We start from the raw sequence: 16,855 nt of genomic DNA, 5'->3' as shown, positions 1-16,855 counted from the left end.
ATCTGTCACGCCTGCCGCAATCTTTGCCGCCGGCCGGAGTTGTCTTGCCATGACCAGTCAGCACCCCGCCGCCGCCCGTCTCGCCCGGCTCGCCGCCGAGCGGATTCTGGTCATTGACGGGGCCATGGGGACGATGATCCAGCGCCATGGCCTCGGCGAGGCGGACTATCGCGGCGAGCGCTTCGCCGCGTGGGCGAGCGACCTGCGCGGCAACAACGATCTCCTCAGCCTGACCCGGCCCGACATCATCCGGTCGATCCATGACAACTATCTGGCGGCCGGCGCCGACATCGTCGAGACCAACACCTTCTCGTCGACCAGCATCGCCATGGCCGACTACGGCATGGAGGCGCTGGCCTACGAGCTCAACCTGGCCGGCGCCCGGCTGGCGCGCGAGGCCTGCGATGCGGCCGAGGCCGCCGATCCGTCGCGGCCGCGCTTCGTCGCCGGCGCGATCGGGCCGACCAACCGCACCGCCTCGATGTCGCCGGACGTGAATGACCCAGGCTATCGCGCGGTCACCTTCGACGACCTGCGCCTGGCCTATGCGGAGGCGGCGCGCGGGCTGATCGCCGGCGGGGCCGACATCCTGCTGGTCGAGACAATCTTCGACACGCTCAACGCCAAGGCGGCGCTCTACGCGATCGACGAGGTGTTCGAGGAGACCGGGCTGCGCCTGCCGGTGATGATCTCGGGCACGATCACGGATCTGTCCGGCCGGACCCTGTCGGGCCAGACGCCGACCGCCTTCTGGCATTCGGTCCGCCACGCGCGGCCCTTCTCGGTCGGGCTCAACTGCGCGCTCGGCGCCCGCGAGATGCGCGCCCATATCGACGAGATCGGCCGGGTCGCGGACACGCTGGTCTGCGCCTATCCCAATGCCGGCCTGCCCAACGAGTTCGGCCTCTACGACGAGCGGCCCGAGGCGACCGCCGGCATGCTGCGCGACTTCGCGGCAAGCGGCCTCGTCAACATCGTCGGCGGCTGCTGCGGCACCACGCCGGAGCATATCCGCGCCATTGCCGAGGCGGTCCGCGGGATCGCGCCGCGCCGGGTGCCGGAACTGCCGCACCGCATGCGGCTGTCCGGGCTGGAGCCCTTCACGCATGCCCCCGAGATCCCCTTCGTCAATATCGGCGAGCGCACCAACGTCACCGGCTCGGCGCGCTTCCGCAAGCTGATCACCGCCGGCGACTACCGCGCCGCACTCGATATCGCCCGCCAGCAGGTCGAGGCCGGGGCGACGGTGATCGACGTGAACATGGACGAAGGCCTGCTCGACAGCGAGAAGGCCATGGTCACCTTCCTGAACCTGATCGCGGCCGAGCCGGACATCGCCCGGGTGCCGGTGATGATCGACAGCTCGAAATGGTCGGTCATCGAGGCTGGTCTGAAATGCGTCCAGGGCAAGCCGATCGTCAATTCGATCTCGCTCAAGGAGGGCGAGGCGGCCTTCCTGGAGCAGGCCCGCAAGGCGCGCCGCTACGGGGCGGCCGTGGTCGTGATGGCCTTCGACGAGCAGGGCCAGGCCGACACCTTCGCGCGCAAGACGCAAATCTGCCGGCGCGCCTACGGCATCCTGACCGGTACGGTCGGCTTCGACCCGGAAGATATCGTGTTCGATCCGAACGTCTTTGCGGTCGCCACCGGCATCGAGGAACACGCCACCTACGGCGTCGACTTCATCGAGGCCACGCGCTGGATCCGGGCGAACCTGCCCCATGCCCATGTTTCGGGCGGGGTCTCCAACCTGTCCTTCTCGTTCCGCGGCAACGATCCGGTCCGAGAGGCGATGCATTCGGTTTTCCTTTATCACGCCATCCAGGCCGGCATGGATTTCGGCATCGTCAATGCCGGCCAGCTGGCCGTCTATGACGACCTTCCGGCGGACCTGCGCGATCTCGCCGAGGATGTGGTGCTCAACCGGCGCGCGGACGCGACCGAGCGGCTCCTGGAGGCCGCGCCGCGCTTCAAGGCCGGCGCGACGGTCGAGAAACGCGAGGCCGATCTCGCCTGGCGCTCCTGGCCGGTCGCCAAGCGTCTGGAACATGCCCTGGTCGCCGGCATCACGGACCATATCGAGGCCGACACCGAGGAGGCGCTGAAGGCGTCGCGCCGGGCGCTCGACGTGATCGAGGGCCCGCTCATGGCGGGCATGAATGTGGTCGGCGACCTGTTCGGCGCCGGCAAGATGTTCCTGCCGCAGGTGGTGAAGTCGGCGCGCGTCATGAAACAGGCGGTCGCCTGGCTGATGCCCACCATGGAGGCCGAGAAGGCCGCCAACGGCGGCATCGGCCAGAGCACCGCGGGCAAGATCGTGCTCGCCACCGTCAAGGGCGACGTGCACGACATCGGCAAGAACATCGTCGGCGTCGTGCTCCAGTGCAACAACTACGAGGTGATCGACCTCGGCGTCATGGTGCCGGCGGCGAAGATCCTGGAGACGGCGCGGCGCGAAGGCGCCGACATCGTCGGGCTGTCGGGCCTGATCACGCCCTCGCTCGACGAGATGTGCCATGTCGCGGCCGAAATGGAGCGCGAGGGCTTCGACCTGCCGCTGCTGATCGGCGGGGCGACGACCTCGCGCGTCCACACCGCCGTCAAGATCGACCCCAACTACCGCCGCGGCCAGGCGGTCTATGTGACCGATGCCAGCCGCGCGGTCGGCGTGGTCTCGTCGCTGCTCGGCGGCCACCGCGAGGGGACCGTTGCGGAGGTGCGCGCCGAATACGTGTCAATCCGGGAAGGCCATGCGCGCAGCCGGGCCGACAAGGAGCGCGTGCCGTTGGCCACCGCCCGCGCCAATCGCTTCGTGCCGGACTTCGGCGCCTGGCGTCCGACCCGGCCTTCCTTCCTGGGCACGCGCCGGCTTGCCGACGTGCCGATCGCCGACCTTGTGCCCTATATCGACTGGACGCCCTTCTTCGCCACCTGGGAACTGGTCGGCCGCTTCCCGGCCATCCTCGACGACGCCCGGATCGGTCCGGCGGCGCGCGCGCTCTACGAGGATGCCCGCGCCATGCTCGATCGGATGGTCGCCGAGAACTGGCTGACCGCCAACGGCGTGATCGGCTTCTTCCCGGCCGCGCAGGCGGGCGACGATATCGTGCTCTTCGCCGACGAGGGCCGCGCGAGCGAGATCGCGCGGCTGCATACGCTGCGCCAGCAGATCGGCCGGGCGGCCGGCGCGCGGCGCAACCTGGCACTGGCCGATTTCGTCGCACCGCCCGAGAGTGGCATCCCGGATTATGTCGGCGCCTTCGCGGTGACGGCCGGCATCGGCGAAGAGGCGGTCGCGGCGCGCTTCGCCCGGGCCAACGACGACTATTCCAAGATCCTGTCGCAGGCGCTGGCCGATCGCATCGCCGAGGCCTTCGCCGAATATCTGCACCATCGCGTACGCACCGAGTTCTGGGGCTATGCGGCCGGCGAGGCGCTCGCCATGGCGGACATCATCGGCGAGAAGTACCAGGGCATCCGGCCGGCGCCCGGCTACCCGGCCCAGCCCGACCACACCGAGAAGGCGACGCTCTGGCGCCTGCTCGACGCCGAGGCGGCGGCCGGCATCCGGCTGACCGAGAGCTACGCCATGTGGCCCGGCTCGGCCGTCTCGGGGCTCTATTTCGCCCATCCGGACAGCCACTATTTCGGCGTCGGCCGCATCGAGCGCGACCAGGTCGAGGACTATGCTGCTCGCAAGGGCTGGGACATCGACACCGCCGAGCGCTGGCTCGCGCCGATCCTCAACTACGATCCGGTCGCGTTCCGGGCTGCTGCCGAGTAGTCGAAGCGCTCCCGAGAGGCTGCGGGCGGGCGGCATGTCCCGCAACGCCGACGGCATCGGGTCCCGAAGTCTCGCATCCGCCAAAGCCGCGGCGGTGGAGAGGGTTGCCGTCAACGCGGCCCTGGGGTGCGTCCGGCATGGCGGACGGCGCCGGTTTCCGCGGTAGTGTCCGGACGGTGCCGTCGATCCTGGGGGCGCAGCCAGGGCATGGCGCCGTCGGGGTCGATCGGGATCACAACGAGTTCACTTGTTCCGGATTAACGAACTAATAGGGTTGCGCCGTCGCCGGTCGCGACCGGTTCGAATGTCGAGGCGCCTCATCCCATGATCACGTTCTATACCTGGGCCACCCCGAACGGCCGCAAGATCTCCATCGCCCTCGAGGAGATGGGCCTCGCCTACGAGGTCAAGACGGTCAATATCGGCAAGAACGAGCAGTTCGATCCGGCCTTCCTGAAGGTGGCCCCGAACAACCGCATTCCGGCGATCGTCGATCACGATGCGGAAGGCGGGCCTCTGTCCCTGTTCGAATCCGGCGCCATCCTGATCTATCTGGCCGAGAAGACCGGACGCTTCCTGCCGGCCTCGGGGGCGGGGCGCTACCATACCCTGCAATGGCTGATGTGGCAGATGGGCGGCGTCGGTCCGATGTTCGGCCAGGCCAACCACTTCATCCGCTATGCCCCGGAAAAGGTGCCCTACGGCATCAACCGCTACGTCAAGGAGACGCAGCGTCTGCTCGGCGTCATGGACCGGCAACTGGCCGGCAACGCCTATCTGGCCGGTGCCGACTACTCCATCGCCGACATGGCGACCTATGCCTGGACGCTCAACGCCTTGACGGGGCTCGCCGAACAGATCGCCGACGGTCTGCCGCCGATCGACAACGTGCGCCGCTGGCTCGATCAGGTCGGCGCCCGTCCGGCCGTCCAGCGCGGCATGCTGGTGCCGTGATCGGCCGTTGCTGACAATGGGCCCCGGCGGCGCCCCCGCCGCCGGCAGCCTTAAGTCACGACACCGTGACCGTAAAATTTGCGACCGCGAAACAATTCACGCAACCTTGAAACAATTTGAGCGTTGCACGCAAAAGCAAGGTAACGCACCTGCGCTATATAGAACATCACGAGAGCGGATAAGGCGAACACGCCGGCGCATCGGGGAATAGGAGCCCCGCTGCGCATCGAAAAAAGGCGACGTGTCCGGGTGAGAATCCGCCCCCAGGTGTAATGCCGAGGGAGGCATTCATGCGTAGCGAATACAAGATGATGGTCGCCGGCTTCTGCGTCGGTGCCGTCGTGGGCGTGATCGCCCTGACATCCGTCAACGCCTCGATCGGCGCGGCTCCGGCTCTGCGCGGCGATCGCATGGGCGAAGCCCGCCCGGCGCTGTCCTACACTGACATCGATCCGGCGGCGGTCGTCAGCCATGTTGAACTGATCGGGCCGAAAGGCGCCGTCGTCGAGTTCCGCGACCCGGCCGGCAACCTCGTCTACCGGTCCGATCCGGTCAACAACACGACCGTGGTGGTCAAGAACGCCGTCATCCCGAGCTTCACCGTCCGGGAACGCGAGGGCGATCTGGCCGAGCTCAAGCTTGTAAACACCCCTGAAAAGTCCGGGCAGGACCGCGCGCCGAACTGACCCTTCGCCGCGCAAGGCCTGACCGAACCCCCTTCATGGACCCGATCTCAGGGGTGCGGCGTGGCCGCGCCCCTGAGGCCGTTTCGGGTCGCCTCAACGGGATTCCGAGCCCGCCGCGTCGCGTTTCGCGCGCGAAGGTCTCCCTGCGGCCCCTTGGCGTTCCGGCCCGCGCGGGCTATAAGCCGCGCCGACCGTTTCCCCATAAGCCGAGGATCCCATGGCGATCGAACGCACCTTCTCGATGATCAAGCCCGACGCGACCCGCCGCAACCTGACCGGCGCCATCACGGCCAAGCTGGAAGCCGCCGGCCTGCGCGTGGTCGCCTCCAAGCGCATCTGGATGAGCCTGCGTCAGGCCGAGCAGTTCTATGCCGTCCACAAGGAGCGTCCCTTCTACGGCGAACTGACCGAGTTCATGTCCTCCGCCCCGGTGGTGGTGCAGGTGCTCGAAGGCGAGAACGCGATCGCCAAGAACCGCGAAGTGATGGGCGCCACCAACCCGGCCAACGCCGCCGAGGGCACCATCCGCAAGGAATTCGCGCTGTCGATCGGCGAGAACTCGGTGCACGGCTCCGACGCGCCGGAGACCGCCGCCGAAGAAATCCGCTACTTCTTCTCGGGCGTCGAACTGGTCGGCTGACCCTTTCGCAGACCCGATAGACCGACGGCCGGCGAAGCCCTCCGACACGACGCGTGCGGGGGGCTTCTTCTGTTTGCGGCCTTGGTTGCGCATTTGCGGCGAACGCATTGCGAAGTCCGCAGATTCGCGAAATAGTCGGCCTCCCAGCGGCCCTTGCCCCACGGACTGCGTCTTGATCCGAGGTCTGCCGACCCGTCCGATCGATCCCGCCATCCTGGCCATGGACGAGCACGATCGCGTTCGGCTCGCCCGGCTGGTCCTGACGCTTCGGTCGCGAGGCGTGTTCGACCCGGCCATCCTGTCGGCGATCGAGCAATGCCCGCGCAAGATCTTCGCGGCTGCCGAGGACCGCGTCCGTGCCTTCGACGATCGCCCGCTCGCCATCGAGTGCGGCCAGACCGCGACCGCGCCGTCGGCGATCGGCCGCATCCTGCAGCATTTGAAGATCGGCCCTGATCAGCGCGTGCTCGACATCGGCACCGGATCGGGTTTCGCCGCGGCCGTGATGGCACGGATCGCCCGGCAGGTCTTCACCGTCGAGCGCTATCGCGGTCTGGTCGATCTGGCGCTCGGCCGCTTCATGGCGCTGCGGCTCGCCAACCTGGAGGCCGCCTTCGGCGATGGCCTGGAGGGCTGGTCCGACCAGGCGCCGTTCGACCGCATTCACGTCGCCGGTTCCGCACCGCGCATCCCCGACGCCCTGCTCGGTCAGCTGGCGCCGGAGGGCATCCTGGTGATGCCCGTCGGCGAACCGGGCACCGTCCAGCAGCTGCAGCGCGTCGTGCGCCGGCGCGACGGCTTCCACGCCGAGGTGCTGGGTGCGGTGCGCTTCGTGCCGCTGGTTCCCGGCAGGGCTCTGGTGATGTAGCGCCGGCCCGAGGCTGGCGGCGGGCCGCGGGGCGTGGCGGGCGCGACAGGCCTGTCGCGAATTGTCGGCCTCGCGACACGGGTCCGTCGGACCCCGCGGGTCGACATGAATTCCGATAAGCTATTGAAATAATGATAAATTATATCGCGGCCGCGAGTTGGCACGCTGTTTGAAAATACCCTTTCCGCGAGGCGGCGGTCGTGCTGCCGCGATTTCCCGGGATCTCGGAGGAGGTCCCGAACGAGGGGAAAGGGACCCACACCATGGCAGCTCTGCGCCAGATCGCATTCTACGGGAAGGGCGGCATCGGCAAGTCGACCACCTCCCAGAACACCCTCGCCGCGCTCGTCGAGCTCGGCCAGAAGATCCTGATCGTCGGCTGTGACCCGAAGGCCGACTCCACCCGCCTGATCCTCAACGCCAAGGCCCAGGACACCGTCCTGCATCTCGCCGCCGAGCAGGGCTCGGTCGAGGACCTGGAACTCGAGGACGTGCTCAAGATCGGCTATAACGGCATCAAATGCGTCGAGTCCGGCGGCCCGGAGCCGGGCGTCGGCTGCGCCGGCCGCGGCGTGATCACCGCGATCAACTTCCTGGAAGAGAACGGCGCCTATGACGACGTGGACTATGTGTCCTACGACGTGCTCGGCGACGTGGTCTGCGGCGGCTTCGCGATGCCGATCCGCGAGAACAAGGCCCAGGAAATCTACATCGTCATGTCCGGCGAGATGATGGCCCTCTATGCGGCCAACAACATCGCCAAGGGCATCCTGAAATACGCCCATTCCGGCGGCGTGCGCCTGGGCGGGCTCATCTGCAACGAGCGCCAGACCGACCGCGAGCTCGACCTCGCCGAGGCGCTGGCCGCGCGGATCAATTCCAAGCTGATCCACTTCGTGCCGCGCGACAACATCGTGCAGCATGCGGAGCTGCGCAAGCAGACCGTCATCCAGTATGCGCCGGACAGCCAGCAGGCCCAGGAGTACCGGCAGCTCGCCAGCAAGATCCATGCGAATTCGGGCAAGGGTACGATCCCGACCCCGATCACCATGGAAGAGCTTGAGGACATGCTGCTCGCCTTCGGCATCATGAAGTCCGACGAACAGGCCCTGGCCGAGCTGCAGGCGAAGGAAGCCGCCGCTGCCGCCCGCGCCGCTGCGGCGCACTGACGCCCGGTCCCGGCGGGTCTCGTGCGAGCCGCGCCGGGCTGCGAAGTCCCTGGATGCGCGACGGTCGTTTCGTCCGGGCGGGTCAAGCCCGACGCGGCCGCGCGCGGGGAACGGTCGGCGCCGGGCCTTGACCCCGGCGGCGCCCGGTCCCGCCCGCCAACCCGATCGAACGAGGGGGCCTCCATGAGCCTCGATTATGAGAATGACGGCGCCTTCAACGAGAAGGTCATCGAGGAGGTGCTGTCGCAATATCCCGACAAGTTCGCCAAGCGCCGGCGCAAGCATCTCTCGGTCGCCAAGGCGGCCGGCGAGGACGAGGAGCATGGCGAGATCAAGCATCTCACCGAATGCGACGTGAAGTCGAACATCAAGTCCATCCCGGGCGTGATGACCATCCGCGGCTGCGCCTATGCCGGTTCGAAGGGCGTGGTCTGGGGGCCGATCAAGGACATGGTCCATATCAGCCATGGCCCGGTCGGCTGCGGCCAGTATTCCTGGTCGCAGCGGCGCAACTACTATATCGGCCAGACCGGCATCGACACCTTCGTGACGATGCAGTTCACCTCCGACTTCCAGGAACGCGACATCGTCTTCGGCGGCGACAAGAAACTGGAGAAGGTGATCGACGAGATCGAGACGCTGTTCCCGCTCGCCAACGGCATCTCGGTGCAGTCCGAATGCCCGATCGGCCTGATCGGCGACGACATCGAGGCGGTCTCGAAGAAGAAGGCCAAGGAGCACGACACCACCATCGTGCCGGTGCGCTGCGAGGGCTTCCGCGGCGTGTCGCAGTCGCTTGGCCACCACATCGCCAACGACGCCATCCGGGACTGGGTGTTCGACAAGAAGGAGAGCGCCTGGGAGACCGGCCCCTACGACGTGAACGTGATCGGCGACTACAATATCGGCGGCGACGCCTGGGCCTCGCGCATCCTGCTCGAGGAGATGGGCCTGCGCGTGGTCGGCAACTGGTCGGGCGACGCGACGCTCGCCGAGATCGAGCGGGCGCCGAAGGCCAGGCTCAATCTGATCCACTGCTACCGGTCGATGAACTACATCTGCCGGCACATGGAGGAGAAGTACGGCGTCTCCTGGATGGAATACAATTTCTTTGGCCCGTCCCAGATCGAAGCCTCGATGCGCAAGATCGCCAAGCATTTCGGGCCGGAGATCGAAGAGAAGACCGAGGCGGTGATTGCCAAGTACCGGCCGCTGGTCGATGCCGTGATCGCCAAGTACCGCCCGCGCCTCGAAGGCAAGACGGTGATGCTCTATGTCGGCGGCCTGCGCCCGCGCCATGTCATCACGGCGTACGAGGATCTCGGCATGGAGATCGCCGGGACCGGCTACGAGTTCGGCCACAACGACGACTACCAGCGCACCGGCCACTATGTGAAGAACGGCACGCTGATCTATGACGACGTGACCGGCTACGAGCTGGAGAAGTTCATCGAGAAGATCCGTCCCGACCTGGTCGGCTCGGGCATCAAGGAAAAGTACCCGGTGCAGAAGATGGGCATCCCGTTCCGTCAGATGCACAGCTGGGACTATTCCGGCCCGTATCACGGCTATGACGGCTTCGCGATCTTCGCCCGCGACATGGACCTGGCGATCAACAACCCGGTCTGGGGCCTGTTCGACGCGCCCTGGGAGACGCCCGAGACCTTCGCGGTCGCGGCCGAATAGCCCGCCGTCCGGCAACGCCTCCAGCTAACCGACAAGCCTCGCGGGTCCGCCCGCGAGGGCCGACCCCGCGCGCCTGTCGCGCCCCCTTTCACCCACCCGACAGTGCCGCCGTATGGCGCGGCCCGGGCGACCCGAGGTGATCACCATGCCGCAATCCGCAGAAACCGTGCTCGACCACGCCCCGCTGTTCCGGCAGCCCGAATACAAGGAGATGCTCGCCAACAAGAAGAAGATGTTCGAATGCGGCGTGCCCGACGCGCAGGTCGCCGAGCAGGGCGAGTTCACCAAGACCTGGGAATACCGCGAGAAGAACCTCGCCCGCGAGGCCCTGGTGGTCAATCCGGCCAAGGCCTGCCAGCCGCTCGGCGCGGTCTTCGCCGCCGCCGGCTTCGAGAAGACCATGAGCTTCGTGCACGGCTCGCAGGGCTGCGTCGCCTACTACCGCTCGCACCTGTCGCGCCACTTCAAGGAGCCGTGCAGCGCGGTCTCCTCGTCGATGACCGAGGATGCGGCCGTGTTCGGCGGCCTCAACAACATGGTCGACGGCCTCGCCAACACCTATTCGCTCTACGGGCCGAAGATGGTCGCCGTCTCGACCACCTGCATGGCCGAGGTGATCGGCGACGACCTGCATTCCTTCATCCAGACCGCCAAGGACAAGGGCTCGGTGCCGCAGAGCTTCGACGTCCCCTTCGCCCACACGCCGGCCTTCGTCGGCAGCCATGTCGACGGCTACGACAACATGGTCAAGGGTATCCTGGAGCATTTCTGGAAGGACGCCGCGCGCGAGCCGGGCGCCTCGATCAACATCATCCCGGGCTTCGACGGCTTCTGCGTCGGCAACAACCGCGAGCTGAAGCGCCTGCTCGACCTGATCGGCGTCGACTATACGATCCTCGGCGACGCCTCCGACCAGTTCGACACGCCCGCCGACGGCGAGTTCCGCATGTATGACGGCGGCACCAGGATCGAGGACGTGAAGGCGGCGATCAACGCCAAGGCGACCCTGTCGCTGCAGAAGTGGAACACCCGCAAGACGCTCGACTATGCCGCCGGCAAGGGCCAGGAGACCGCCGCGTTCCATTATCCGATGGGCGTGCAGGCGACCGACGAACTCCTGATGAAGATCTCCGCGCTCGCCGGCAAGCCGATCCCGGAGGCGATCCGTATGGAGCGCGGCCGCCTGGTCGACGCCATGGCGGACAGCCAGTCCTGGCTGCACGGCAAGAAATACGCAATCTACGGCGATCCCGATTTCGTCCAGGCCATGGCCCGCTTCGTCATGGAGACCGGCGGCGAGCCGATCCATTGCCTGGCCACCAACGGCACCAAGCAGTGGGACGAGGAGATGCGCGCCATGCTCGACGCCTCGCCCTTCGGCCGCGACGCCAAGGTCTGGGCCGGCAAGGACCTCTGGCACCTGCGCTCTCTGCTGTTCACCGAGCCGGTCGACATGCTGATCGGCAATTCCTACGGCAAGTATCTGGAGCGCGACACCGGCACGCCGCTCCTGCGCCTGACCTTCCCGGTCTTCGACCGCCACCACCACCACCGCTTCCCCCTCTGGGGCTACCAGGGCGGCCTGCGCGTTCTGACGGCGATCCTCGACAAGGTCTTCGACAAGCTCGACGACGACACCATCGTGCCCGGCGAGACGGACTATTCCTTCGACCTGACGCGGTAATCCCCAAAGCACGTCGGACCCAAGCGGCCGGCCTCCGCCAGGAGGCCGGCCGTTCGACGTCGCGGGGTGGGCCCGCCGTTCGCGGCCCTGCACGCCGAACGTATCGTCCAACATCACGCGTCGGGAACGCGACAATGGCGTGTGGTAGCCCGGCCGCGCTCCGGGGAGCAATCACTAAGTATCGAATGATATTGAAGAAATGGTCCTGGCACACGGCTTGCTCATCTCCCCTTACGAGACCATCGGCGTCGCGGAGGGCCGGGCCATGTCGCTGCAAGCGCGCATTCAGGACGTTTTCAACGAGCCGGCCTGCGACAAGAACCAGGCCAAGGACGCCAAGGCGAAGAAGAAGGGCTGTTCGAAACCGCTGACGCCGGGGGCGGCGGCGGGCGGATGCGCCTTCGACGGGGCCAAGATCGCGCTGCAGCCGATCACCGACGTGGCCCATCTGATCCACGGGCCGCTCGCCTGCGAGGGCAACAGCTGGGACAATCGCGGCGCCGGCTCGTCCGGCTCCGATCTCTGGCGCCGCTCCTTCACGACCGACCTGACCGAACTCGACATCGTGATGGGGCAGGGTGAGAAGAAGCTGTTCCGCGCGGTGCGCGAGATCGTCGAGCGGCACGCGCCGCCGGCCGTCTTCGTCTACTCGACTTGCGTCACGGCGCTGATCGGCGACGACATCGAGGCGGTCTGCCGGCGCGCCGGCGAGCGCTTCGGCCTGCCGGTCGTCCCGGTCAACGCGCCGGGCTTCGTCGGCTCCAAGAATCTCGGCAACAAGCTCGCCGGCGAGGCGCTGCTCGACCATGTCATCGGCACGGTCGAGCCGGACGATGTCGGCCCGACCGACGTGAACATCCTCGGCGAATTCAATCTCGCCGGCGAATTCTGGATGGTGAAGCCGCTGCTTGACCGGCTCGGCATCCGGGTACGCGCCTGCATTCCGGGCGATGCGCGCTATCGCGACGTGGCCGCCGCCCATACCGCGCGGGCCACCATGATGGTCTGCTCGACCGCGCTGATCAACCTCGCCCGCAAGATGGAGGAACGCTGGGGCATTCCCTTCTTCGAGGGCTCCTTCTACGGCGTCTCCGACACCTCCGACGCGCTGCGCAGTCTCGCCCGTCTCCTGGTGGCGCGCGGTGCCGATCCGTCGCTGATCGGGCGCACCGAAGCCCTGATCATGCAGGAGGAGGCGATCGTCTGGCGGCGGCTGGCGGCGTTCCGGCCGCGTCTTGAGGGCAAGCGGGTGCTGCTCAATACCGGCGGGGTCAAGTCCTGGTCGGTGGTCGCCGCGCTGCAGGAGGTCGGGCTGGAGGTCGTCGGCACCTCGACCAAGAAGTCGACGCCGGAGGACAAGGAGCGCATCAAGCAGCTCCTGAAGGACGACAAGCACGCCTTCGACGCGATGGCGCCGCGCGATCTCTACGCGCTGCTCGCCGCCGGCAAGGCCGACATCATGCTCTCCGGCGGGCGCACCCAGTTCATCGCCCTGAAGGCCAAGATGCCCTGGCTCGACATCAACCAGGAGCGCCACCATCCCTATGCGGGCTATGACGGCATGGTCGAGCTGGTCCGCCAGATCGATATCGCGCTCGCCAATCCGGTCTGGGAGACCGTGCGGGCGCCGGCGCCCTGGGATGGGGATGGCCGACCGCCGGCCATGGCGTCGGGCCCGACCGAGACCGGCGCGATCGCCCTGACCCGTCGCAAGTTCGCCGGCACCACCGCCGACGACATGGGCGAATGCTGAGGAGGCGCGCGATGGCTTCGATCCTCCAACCCGCCAAGGCGGCCGCGGTCAACCCGCTGAAATCGTCCCAGCCGCTCGGCGCGGCCTTCGCCTATCTGGGCGTCGAGGGTGCGGTGCCGCTGTTCCACGGCAGTCAGGGCTGCACCTCCTTCGCGCTCGTGCTGTTCGTCCGGCATTTCAAGGAGACCATCCCGCTGCAGACCACCGCGATGGACGAGATCGCCACCATCCTGGGCGGCGCCGACCATCTCGAAGAGGCGATCCTCAACCTGAAATCCCGCACCAAGCCGAAGCTGATCGGCGTCTGCACCACCGCGCTGGTCGAGACCCGCGGCGAGGATTTCGCCGGCGATCTCGCCGCCATCAAGGCGCGCCGGGCGGCGGACCTCGCCGGCACCGAAGTGGTGCTGGCGCAGACGCCGGATTTCGACGGCGCCATCGAGGAGGGCTGGGCCAAGGCGGTGACGGCGATGATCGACGGCATCGCCGACCGCGCGCCCGGCCGCCGGCGCGAGCCCGACCGGGTCAACATCCTGCCCGGCTGGCACCTGACCGTCGCCGACATCGAGCATCTGCGCGCCATGGTCGAGGCCTTCGGGCTCGATCCGGTGATCCTGCCGGATGTCTCCGGTTCGCTCGACGGCACGGTGCCGGAGCGCTGGGTGCCGACCACCTATGGCGGCACGCCGATCGACGACATCCGCACCCTCGGCGACGCGCGCCACACCATTGCCATCGGCGAGCATATGCGCGCGCCCGCGTCGCGGCTCGCCGAGCTGACCGGGGTCGACTATTCGCTGTTCCGCGACCTGACCGGACTGAAGGCGGTCGACCGCTTCGTCATGCTGCTGTCCGAACTGTCCGGCCGCCCGGTCCCGGCCGGCATCCGGCGCCGCCGCGCGCAGGCGCAGGACGCCCTGCTCGACGGGCATTTCCACTTCGGCGGCAAGCGCATCGCGATCGCCGCCGAGCCCGACCATCTCTACGCGTTGGCGAATTTTTTCACCGGCCTCGGTGCCGACATCCACGCGGCGGTGACCACGACCGGGCACTCGAAGATCCTGGAGCCCATCCCGTGCGACAGCGTCCAGGTCGGCGATCTCGGCGACCTGGAGCGCCTCGCCGACGGCGCCGACCTGATCGTGACCCACAGCCACGGCCGCCAGGCCGCCGAACGGCTCGGCCTGCCGCTGATGCGCGTCGGCTTCCCCGTTTTCGACCGGCTCGGCAGCCAGCACCTGCTGTCGGTCGGCTACCAGGGCCTGCGCGACCTGATCTTTCGCACCGCCAACATCTTCCAGGAGGCGCGGCGCGAGCCGGTGCCGGCCGATCTCGATCCCTTCCGCAACCGGGAGCATGACGACCATGACCGCCGTTCGACGCCTGCAGCTCGTGAGCACTGACGAGGCGCCGGCCCCGCCGGACCGCCCGACCGGGGCGGTGCGCGTGGCGATCGCGACCCGCGACATGAAGGGGCTCAACGCCCATTTCGGCTCGGCGCCGAAATTCGCCGTCTACGACGTGACCCGCGACGGCTGGAGCTTCGTCGAGGCGCTCGCCTTCGACGACAATTCCGACGAATCCGGCGCCCACAAGACCGAAGGCGACGACCGCATCTCGCCCAAGGTCGATGCGCTCACCGGCTGCCATCTGCTGTTCTGCCTGGCGATCGGCGGCCCCTCCGCCGCCAAGGTCGTCTCCGCGCGCATCCACCCGATCAAGGTGCCGCAGGCGGCCTCGATCGAGGAGGTGCTGGAGAAGACCCGCACCATGCTGAACGGCGCCCCGCCGCCCTGGCTGCGCAAGGTGCTGGCCGAGGCCGGCCTCGGCGCCGCGAAGCCGAGCTTCGAAGACGATTGAGCCGGACGGCTCGCCCCTCAAATCCGATCAGGAGACCCCGATGAGCACCGATCTTCTCGACAAGCCCGCCGGGCTCGCCTCGCCCTTCGTGCGTGCGCTCGTGCGCCTGATGCGCGCCGAGGACAGCTACGGCACCTGGGAGGGCCGCGCCGATGCGGATCTCCTGACCGACTTCATCGTCACCAAGGAGCAGCGCCGCGAGATCCCGATCATCGGCGATCCCGATCCGGACGTTCTCTGGCGGCTGGAGAAATTCTATGCGGCCGTCGGCATCGACATCGAGCGCGTCACCGGCCGCATCGCCTCGCCGATGATGAAGATGAGCCACGAGGGCTTCGGCCGCGTGCTGCTGACCTGTGGCCGGCTGGTCGTCCTGACCCGCACCCTGCGCGACGTGCACCGCTTCGGCTTCGAGACGATCGAGAAGCTCGGCGAGGCCGGCGACAAGCTGGTCGCCGATGCCGCCGGCTGGATCGAGAAGCACCCCGACCTCGCCGACGCGTGAGGGGAGAGCGGCTGCATCCAGATGACCCGGCCCTCGGGGAAGCCGCGGGTGCCCCGGCGTCTTCGCGGCGCCCGGGCAAATCGCGGATCCCCGGGCGCATACCCGGCGCCCGGGCAAATCGCGGATCCCACGGCGCATTCCCGGCCGGAGCGCCAGCGGAGAGCCGGGACCCACTCGCGCGCCAACCTGCCGCAAGCCTTTGCGTGACATGCGGATCTTGACGCAGCCGGGGGGCGATTGGGCCCCGGATCGGCGGCCCTGGCGGGCCTTGTCCGGGGATGCGTCGTGAGATCGCGAGGCCTAACCGGGAGGCTTCGAGGTATCGCGAAAGCGCCTGGGGTGTGCCGAGGCTTCGCGAAACCCGCGTGGGGTGCGCGGATCCCCCGGCGCATTCCCGGCCGGAGCGCCAGCGGAGAGCCGGGACCCACTCGCTCGCCAACTTGCCGCAAGTCTTTGCGCGACATGTGGATCTTGACGCCGCAGAGGGGCGATTGGGCCCCGGATCGGCGGCCCTGGCGGGCCTTGTCCGGGGATGCGTCGTGAGATCGGGTGGTCTCACGAGAATGCGTTGGGGTCTCGGGAGCCCGAGAGGGATGTGCCGAGGCCTCCACAAGCCAGGCCGGCCGATCGCCTGAACCGCACCGGGTTGAACCGGGGCGAATGTGAACGTCATGACCCAGCCAACAGAGCCAAGGGAGAAGCCGATGTCCGATGTCGAAGCGCTGAAGGCGGAGATCAAGAAGCTCTCCGCCAAGGCCATCAATGCAAAGATGAACCTGCACGACCTGTCCGAGGACCTTCCCGTCAACTGGACGCAGATCATGAGCGTCGCCCAGGCGGCCCACGACGCCTTTGCGGCCCTGGAGGCGGCGCGCGCCTCGCTCAAGGCCCGGGAGACCGCGTGATGGCCTATACGACCCGCGACGGCAGCGCCTGGATGCCCGAATATCTGACCCGGATCGACGCGGCCACCTGCATCGGCTGCGGCCGCTGCTACAAGGTCTGCTCGCGCGACGTGATGCATCTGCACGGCGTCGACGAGGCCGGCCAGGTGCTCGGCCGCGTCGAGGAGGGCGAGGACGAGGATTTCGACGGCGAACTCAACCGCATGATCATGATCGTCGACAATGCCGGCGCCTGTGTCGGCTGCGGCGCCTGCGCCCGGGTCTGCCCGAAGAACTGCCAGACCCACGTGCCGGCTGACCGGATCGCGGCCTGACCGGCCGGTCCCCCGGACCGTCTTCGGCGGGAGGCCGCGAGGCGAAG

14 protein-coding genes are annotated in these 16,855 nt (G+C 67.9%); all 14 read left to right on the top strand.

Annotated elements, in window-relative coordinates; translation table 11 throughout:
• The first annotated feature begins 49 nt into the window (after positions 1-49).
• Positions 50-3,784: a methionine synthase gene (gene metH, locus KL771_RS13880; protein WP_261969144.1), complete on the top strand. Its 3,735-nt coding sequence runs from the start codon at positions 50-52 to the stop codon at positions 3,782-3,784.
• A gap of 324 nt (positions 3,785-4,108) precedes the next feature.
• Complete coding sequence (locus tag KL771_RS13875; protein WP_261969143.1) at positions 4,109-4,738, top strand: glutathione S-transferase N-terminal domain-containing protein; 630 nt, start codon at positions 4,109-4,111, stop codon at positions 4,736-4,738.
• A gap of 290 nt (positions 4,739-5,028) precedes the next feature.
• Positions 5,029-5,424 (top strand): hypothetical protein, encoded by a 396-nt coding sequence (locus KL771_RS13870; RefSeq protein ID WP_261969142.1) that lies wholly within the window; start codon positions 5,029-5,031, stop codon positions 5,422-5,424.
• A gap of 217 nt (positions 5,425-5,641) precedes the next feature.
• Positions 5,642-6,064: a nucleoside-diphosphate kinase gene (ndk, locus tag KL771_RS13865; RefSeq protein ID WP_261969141.1), complete on the top strand. Its 423-nt coding sequence runs from the start codon at positions 5,642-5,644 to the stop codon at positions 6,062-6,064.
• Between the two features lie 172 nt (positions 6,065-6,236).
• A complete protein-coding gene (locus KL771_RS13860; RefSeq protein ID WP_261969140.1) occupies positions 6,237-6,932 on the top strand; it encodes a protein-L-isoaspartate(D-aspartate) O-methyltransferase in 696 nt (231 codons plus the stop codon).
• Positions 6,933-7,195: 263 nt separating this feature from the next.
• Entirely contained in the window at positions 7,196-8,101 is a 906-nt protein-coding gene (gene nifH / locus KL771_RS13855) for a nitrogenase iron protein (protein WP_054357844.1), read from the top strand.
• Positions 8,102-8,284: 183 nt separating this feature from the next.
• Complete coding sequence (gene nifD, locus KL771_RS13850; RefSeq protein WP_261969139.1) at positions 8,285-9,787, top strand: nitrogenase molybdenum-iron protein alpha chain; 1,503 nt, start codon at positions 8,285-8,287, stop codon at positions 9,785-9,787.
• A gap of 145 nt (positions 9,788-9,932) precedes the next feature.
• Positions 9,933-11,471 (top strand): nitrogenase molybdenum-iron protein subunit beta, encoded by a 1,539-nt coding sequence (gene nifK, locus KL771_RS13845; RefSeq protein WP_261969138.1) that lies wholly within the window; start codon positions 9,933-9,935, stop codon positions 11,469-11,471.
• A gap of 265 nt (positions 11,472-11,736) precedes the next feature.
• Positions 11,737-13,224: a nitrogenase iron-molybdenum cofactor biosynthesis protein NifE gene (gene nifE, locus KL771_RS13840; protein WP_261969292.1), complete on the top strand. Its 1,488-nt coding sequence runs from the start codon at positions 11,737-11,739 to the stop codon at positions 13,222-13,224.
• Positions 13,225-13,235: 11 nt separating this feature from the next.
• A complete protein-coding gene (gene nifN, locus KL771_RS13835; RefSeq protein ID WP_261969137.1) occupies positions 13,236-14,627 on the top strand; it encodes a nitrogenase iron-molybdenum cofactor biosynthesis protein NifN in 1,392 nt (463 codons plus the stop codon).
• Positions 14,590-15,084, top strand: a complete 495-nt coding sequence (gene nifX, locus KL771_RS13830) for a nitrogen fixation protein NifX (RefSeq protein ID WP_261969136.1) — start codon at positions 14,590-14,592, stop codon at positions 15,082-15,084. Before nifN ends, nifX begins: the two co-directional genes overlap by 38 nt.
• A gap of 40 nt (positions 15,085-15,124) precedes the next feature.
• Positions 15,125-15,589 carry a NifX-associated nitrogen fixation protein gene (locus tag KL771_RS13825; protein WP_261969135.1) on the top strand — a complete coding sequence of 155 codons (465 nt, stop codon included), beginning with the start codon at positions 15,125-15,127 and terminating at the stop codon, positions 15,587-15,589.
• 704 nt (positions 15,590-16,293) lie between these two features.
• Positions 16,294-16,494, top strand: coding sequence for a CCE_0567 family metalloprotein (locus KL771_RS13820; protein WP_261969134.1), 201 nt, complete (start codon positions 16,294-16,296; stop codon positions 16,492-16,494).
• A complete protein-coding gene (fdxB, locus tag KL771_RS13815; protein WP_261969133.1) occupies positions 16,494-16,808 on the top strand; it encodes a ferredoxin III, nif-specific in 315 nt (104 codons plus the stop codon). Before KL771_RS13820 ends, fdxB begins: the two co-directional genes overlap by 1 nt.
• The last annotated feature ends 47 nt before the right edge of the window (positions 16,809-16,855 follow it).

Source organism: Prosthecodimorpha staleyi, from assembly GCF_018729455.1.
GTDB classification, from domain to species: domain Bacteria; phylum Pseudomonadota; class Alphaproteobacteria; order Rhizobiales; family Ancalomicrobiaceae; genus Prosthecodimorpha; species Prosthecodimorpha staleyi.
This window is presented reverse-complemented; position numbering and strand designations above follow the sequence as displayed.

Bases quoted from the DNA above. Each gene is read 5' to 3' on its own strand.
- metH (WP_261969144.1), top strand. From the start codon at position 50: ATGACCAGTCAGCACCCCGCCGCCGCCCGTCTCGCCCGGCTCGCCGCC.
- KL771_RS13875 (WP_261969143.1), top strand. From the start codon at position 4,109: ATGATCACGTTCTATACCTGGGCCACCCCGAACGGCCGCAAGATCTCC.
- KL771_RS13870 (WP_261969142.1), top strand. From the start codon at position 5,029: ATGCGTAGCGAATACAAGATGATGGTCGCCGGCTTCTGCGTCGGTGCC.
- ndk (WP_261969141.1), top strand. From the start codon at position 5,642: ATGGCGATCGAACGCACCTTCTCGATGATCAAGCCCGACGCGACCCGC.
- nifH (WP_054357844.1), top strand. From the start codon at position 7,196: ATGGCAGCTCTGCGCCAGATCGCATTCTACGGGAAGGGCGGCATCGGC.
- nifD (WP_261969139.1), top strand. From the start codon at position 8,285: ATGAGCCTCGATTATGAGAATGACGGCGCCTTCAACGAGAAGGTCATC.
- nifK (WP_261969138.1), top strand. From the start codon at position 9,933: ATGCCGCAATCCGCAGAAACCGTGCTCGACCACGCCCCGCTGTTCCGG.
- nifE (WP_261969292.1), top strand. From the start codon at position 11,737: ATGTCGCTGCAAGCGCGCATTCAGGACGTTTTCAACGAGCCGGCCTGC.
- nifN (WP_261969137.1), top strand. From the start codon at position 13,236: ATGGCTTCGATCCTCCAACCCGCCAAGGCGGCCGCGGTCAACCCGCTG.
- nifX (WP_261969136.1), top strand. From the start codon at position 14,590: ATGACCGCCGTTCGACGCCTGCAGCTCGTGAGCACTGACGAGGCGCCG.
- KL771_RS13825 (WP_261969135.1), top strand. From the start codon at position 15,125: ATGAGCACCGATCTTCTCGACAAGCCCGCCGGGCTCGCCTCGCCCTTC.
- KL771_RS13820 (WP_261969134.1), top strand. From the start codon at position 16,294: ATGTCCGATGTCGAAGCGCTGAAGGCGGAGATCAAGAAGCTCTCCGCC.
- fdxB (WP_261969133.1), top strand. From the start codon at position 16,494: ATGGCCTATACGACCCGCGACGGCAGCGCCTGGATGCCCGAATATCTG.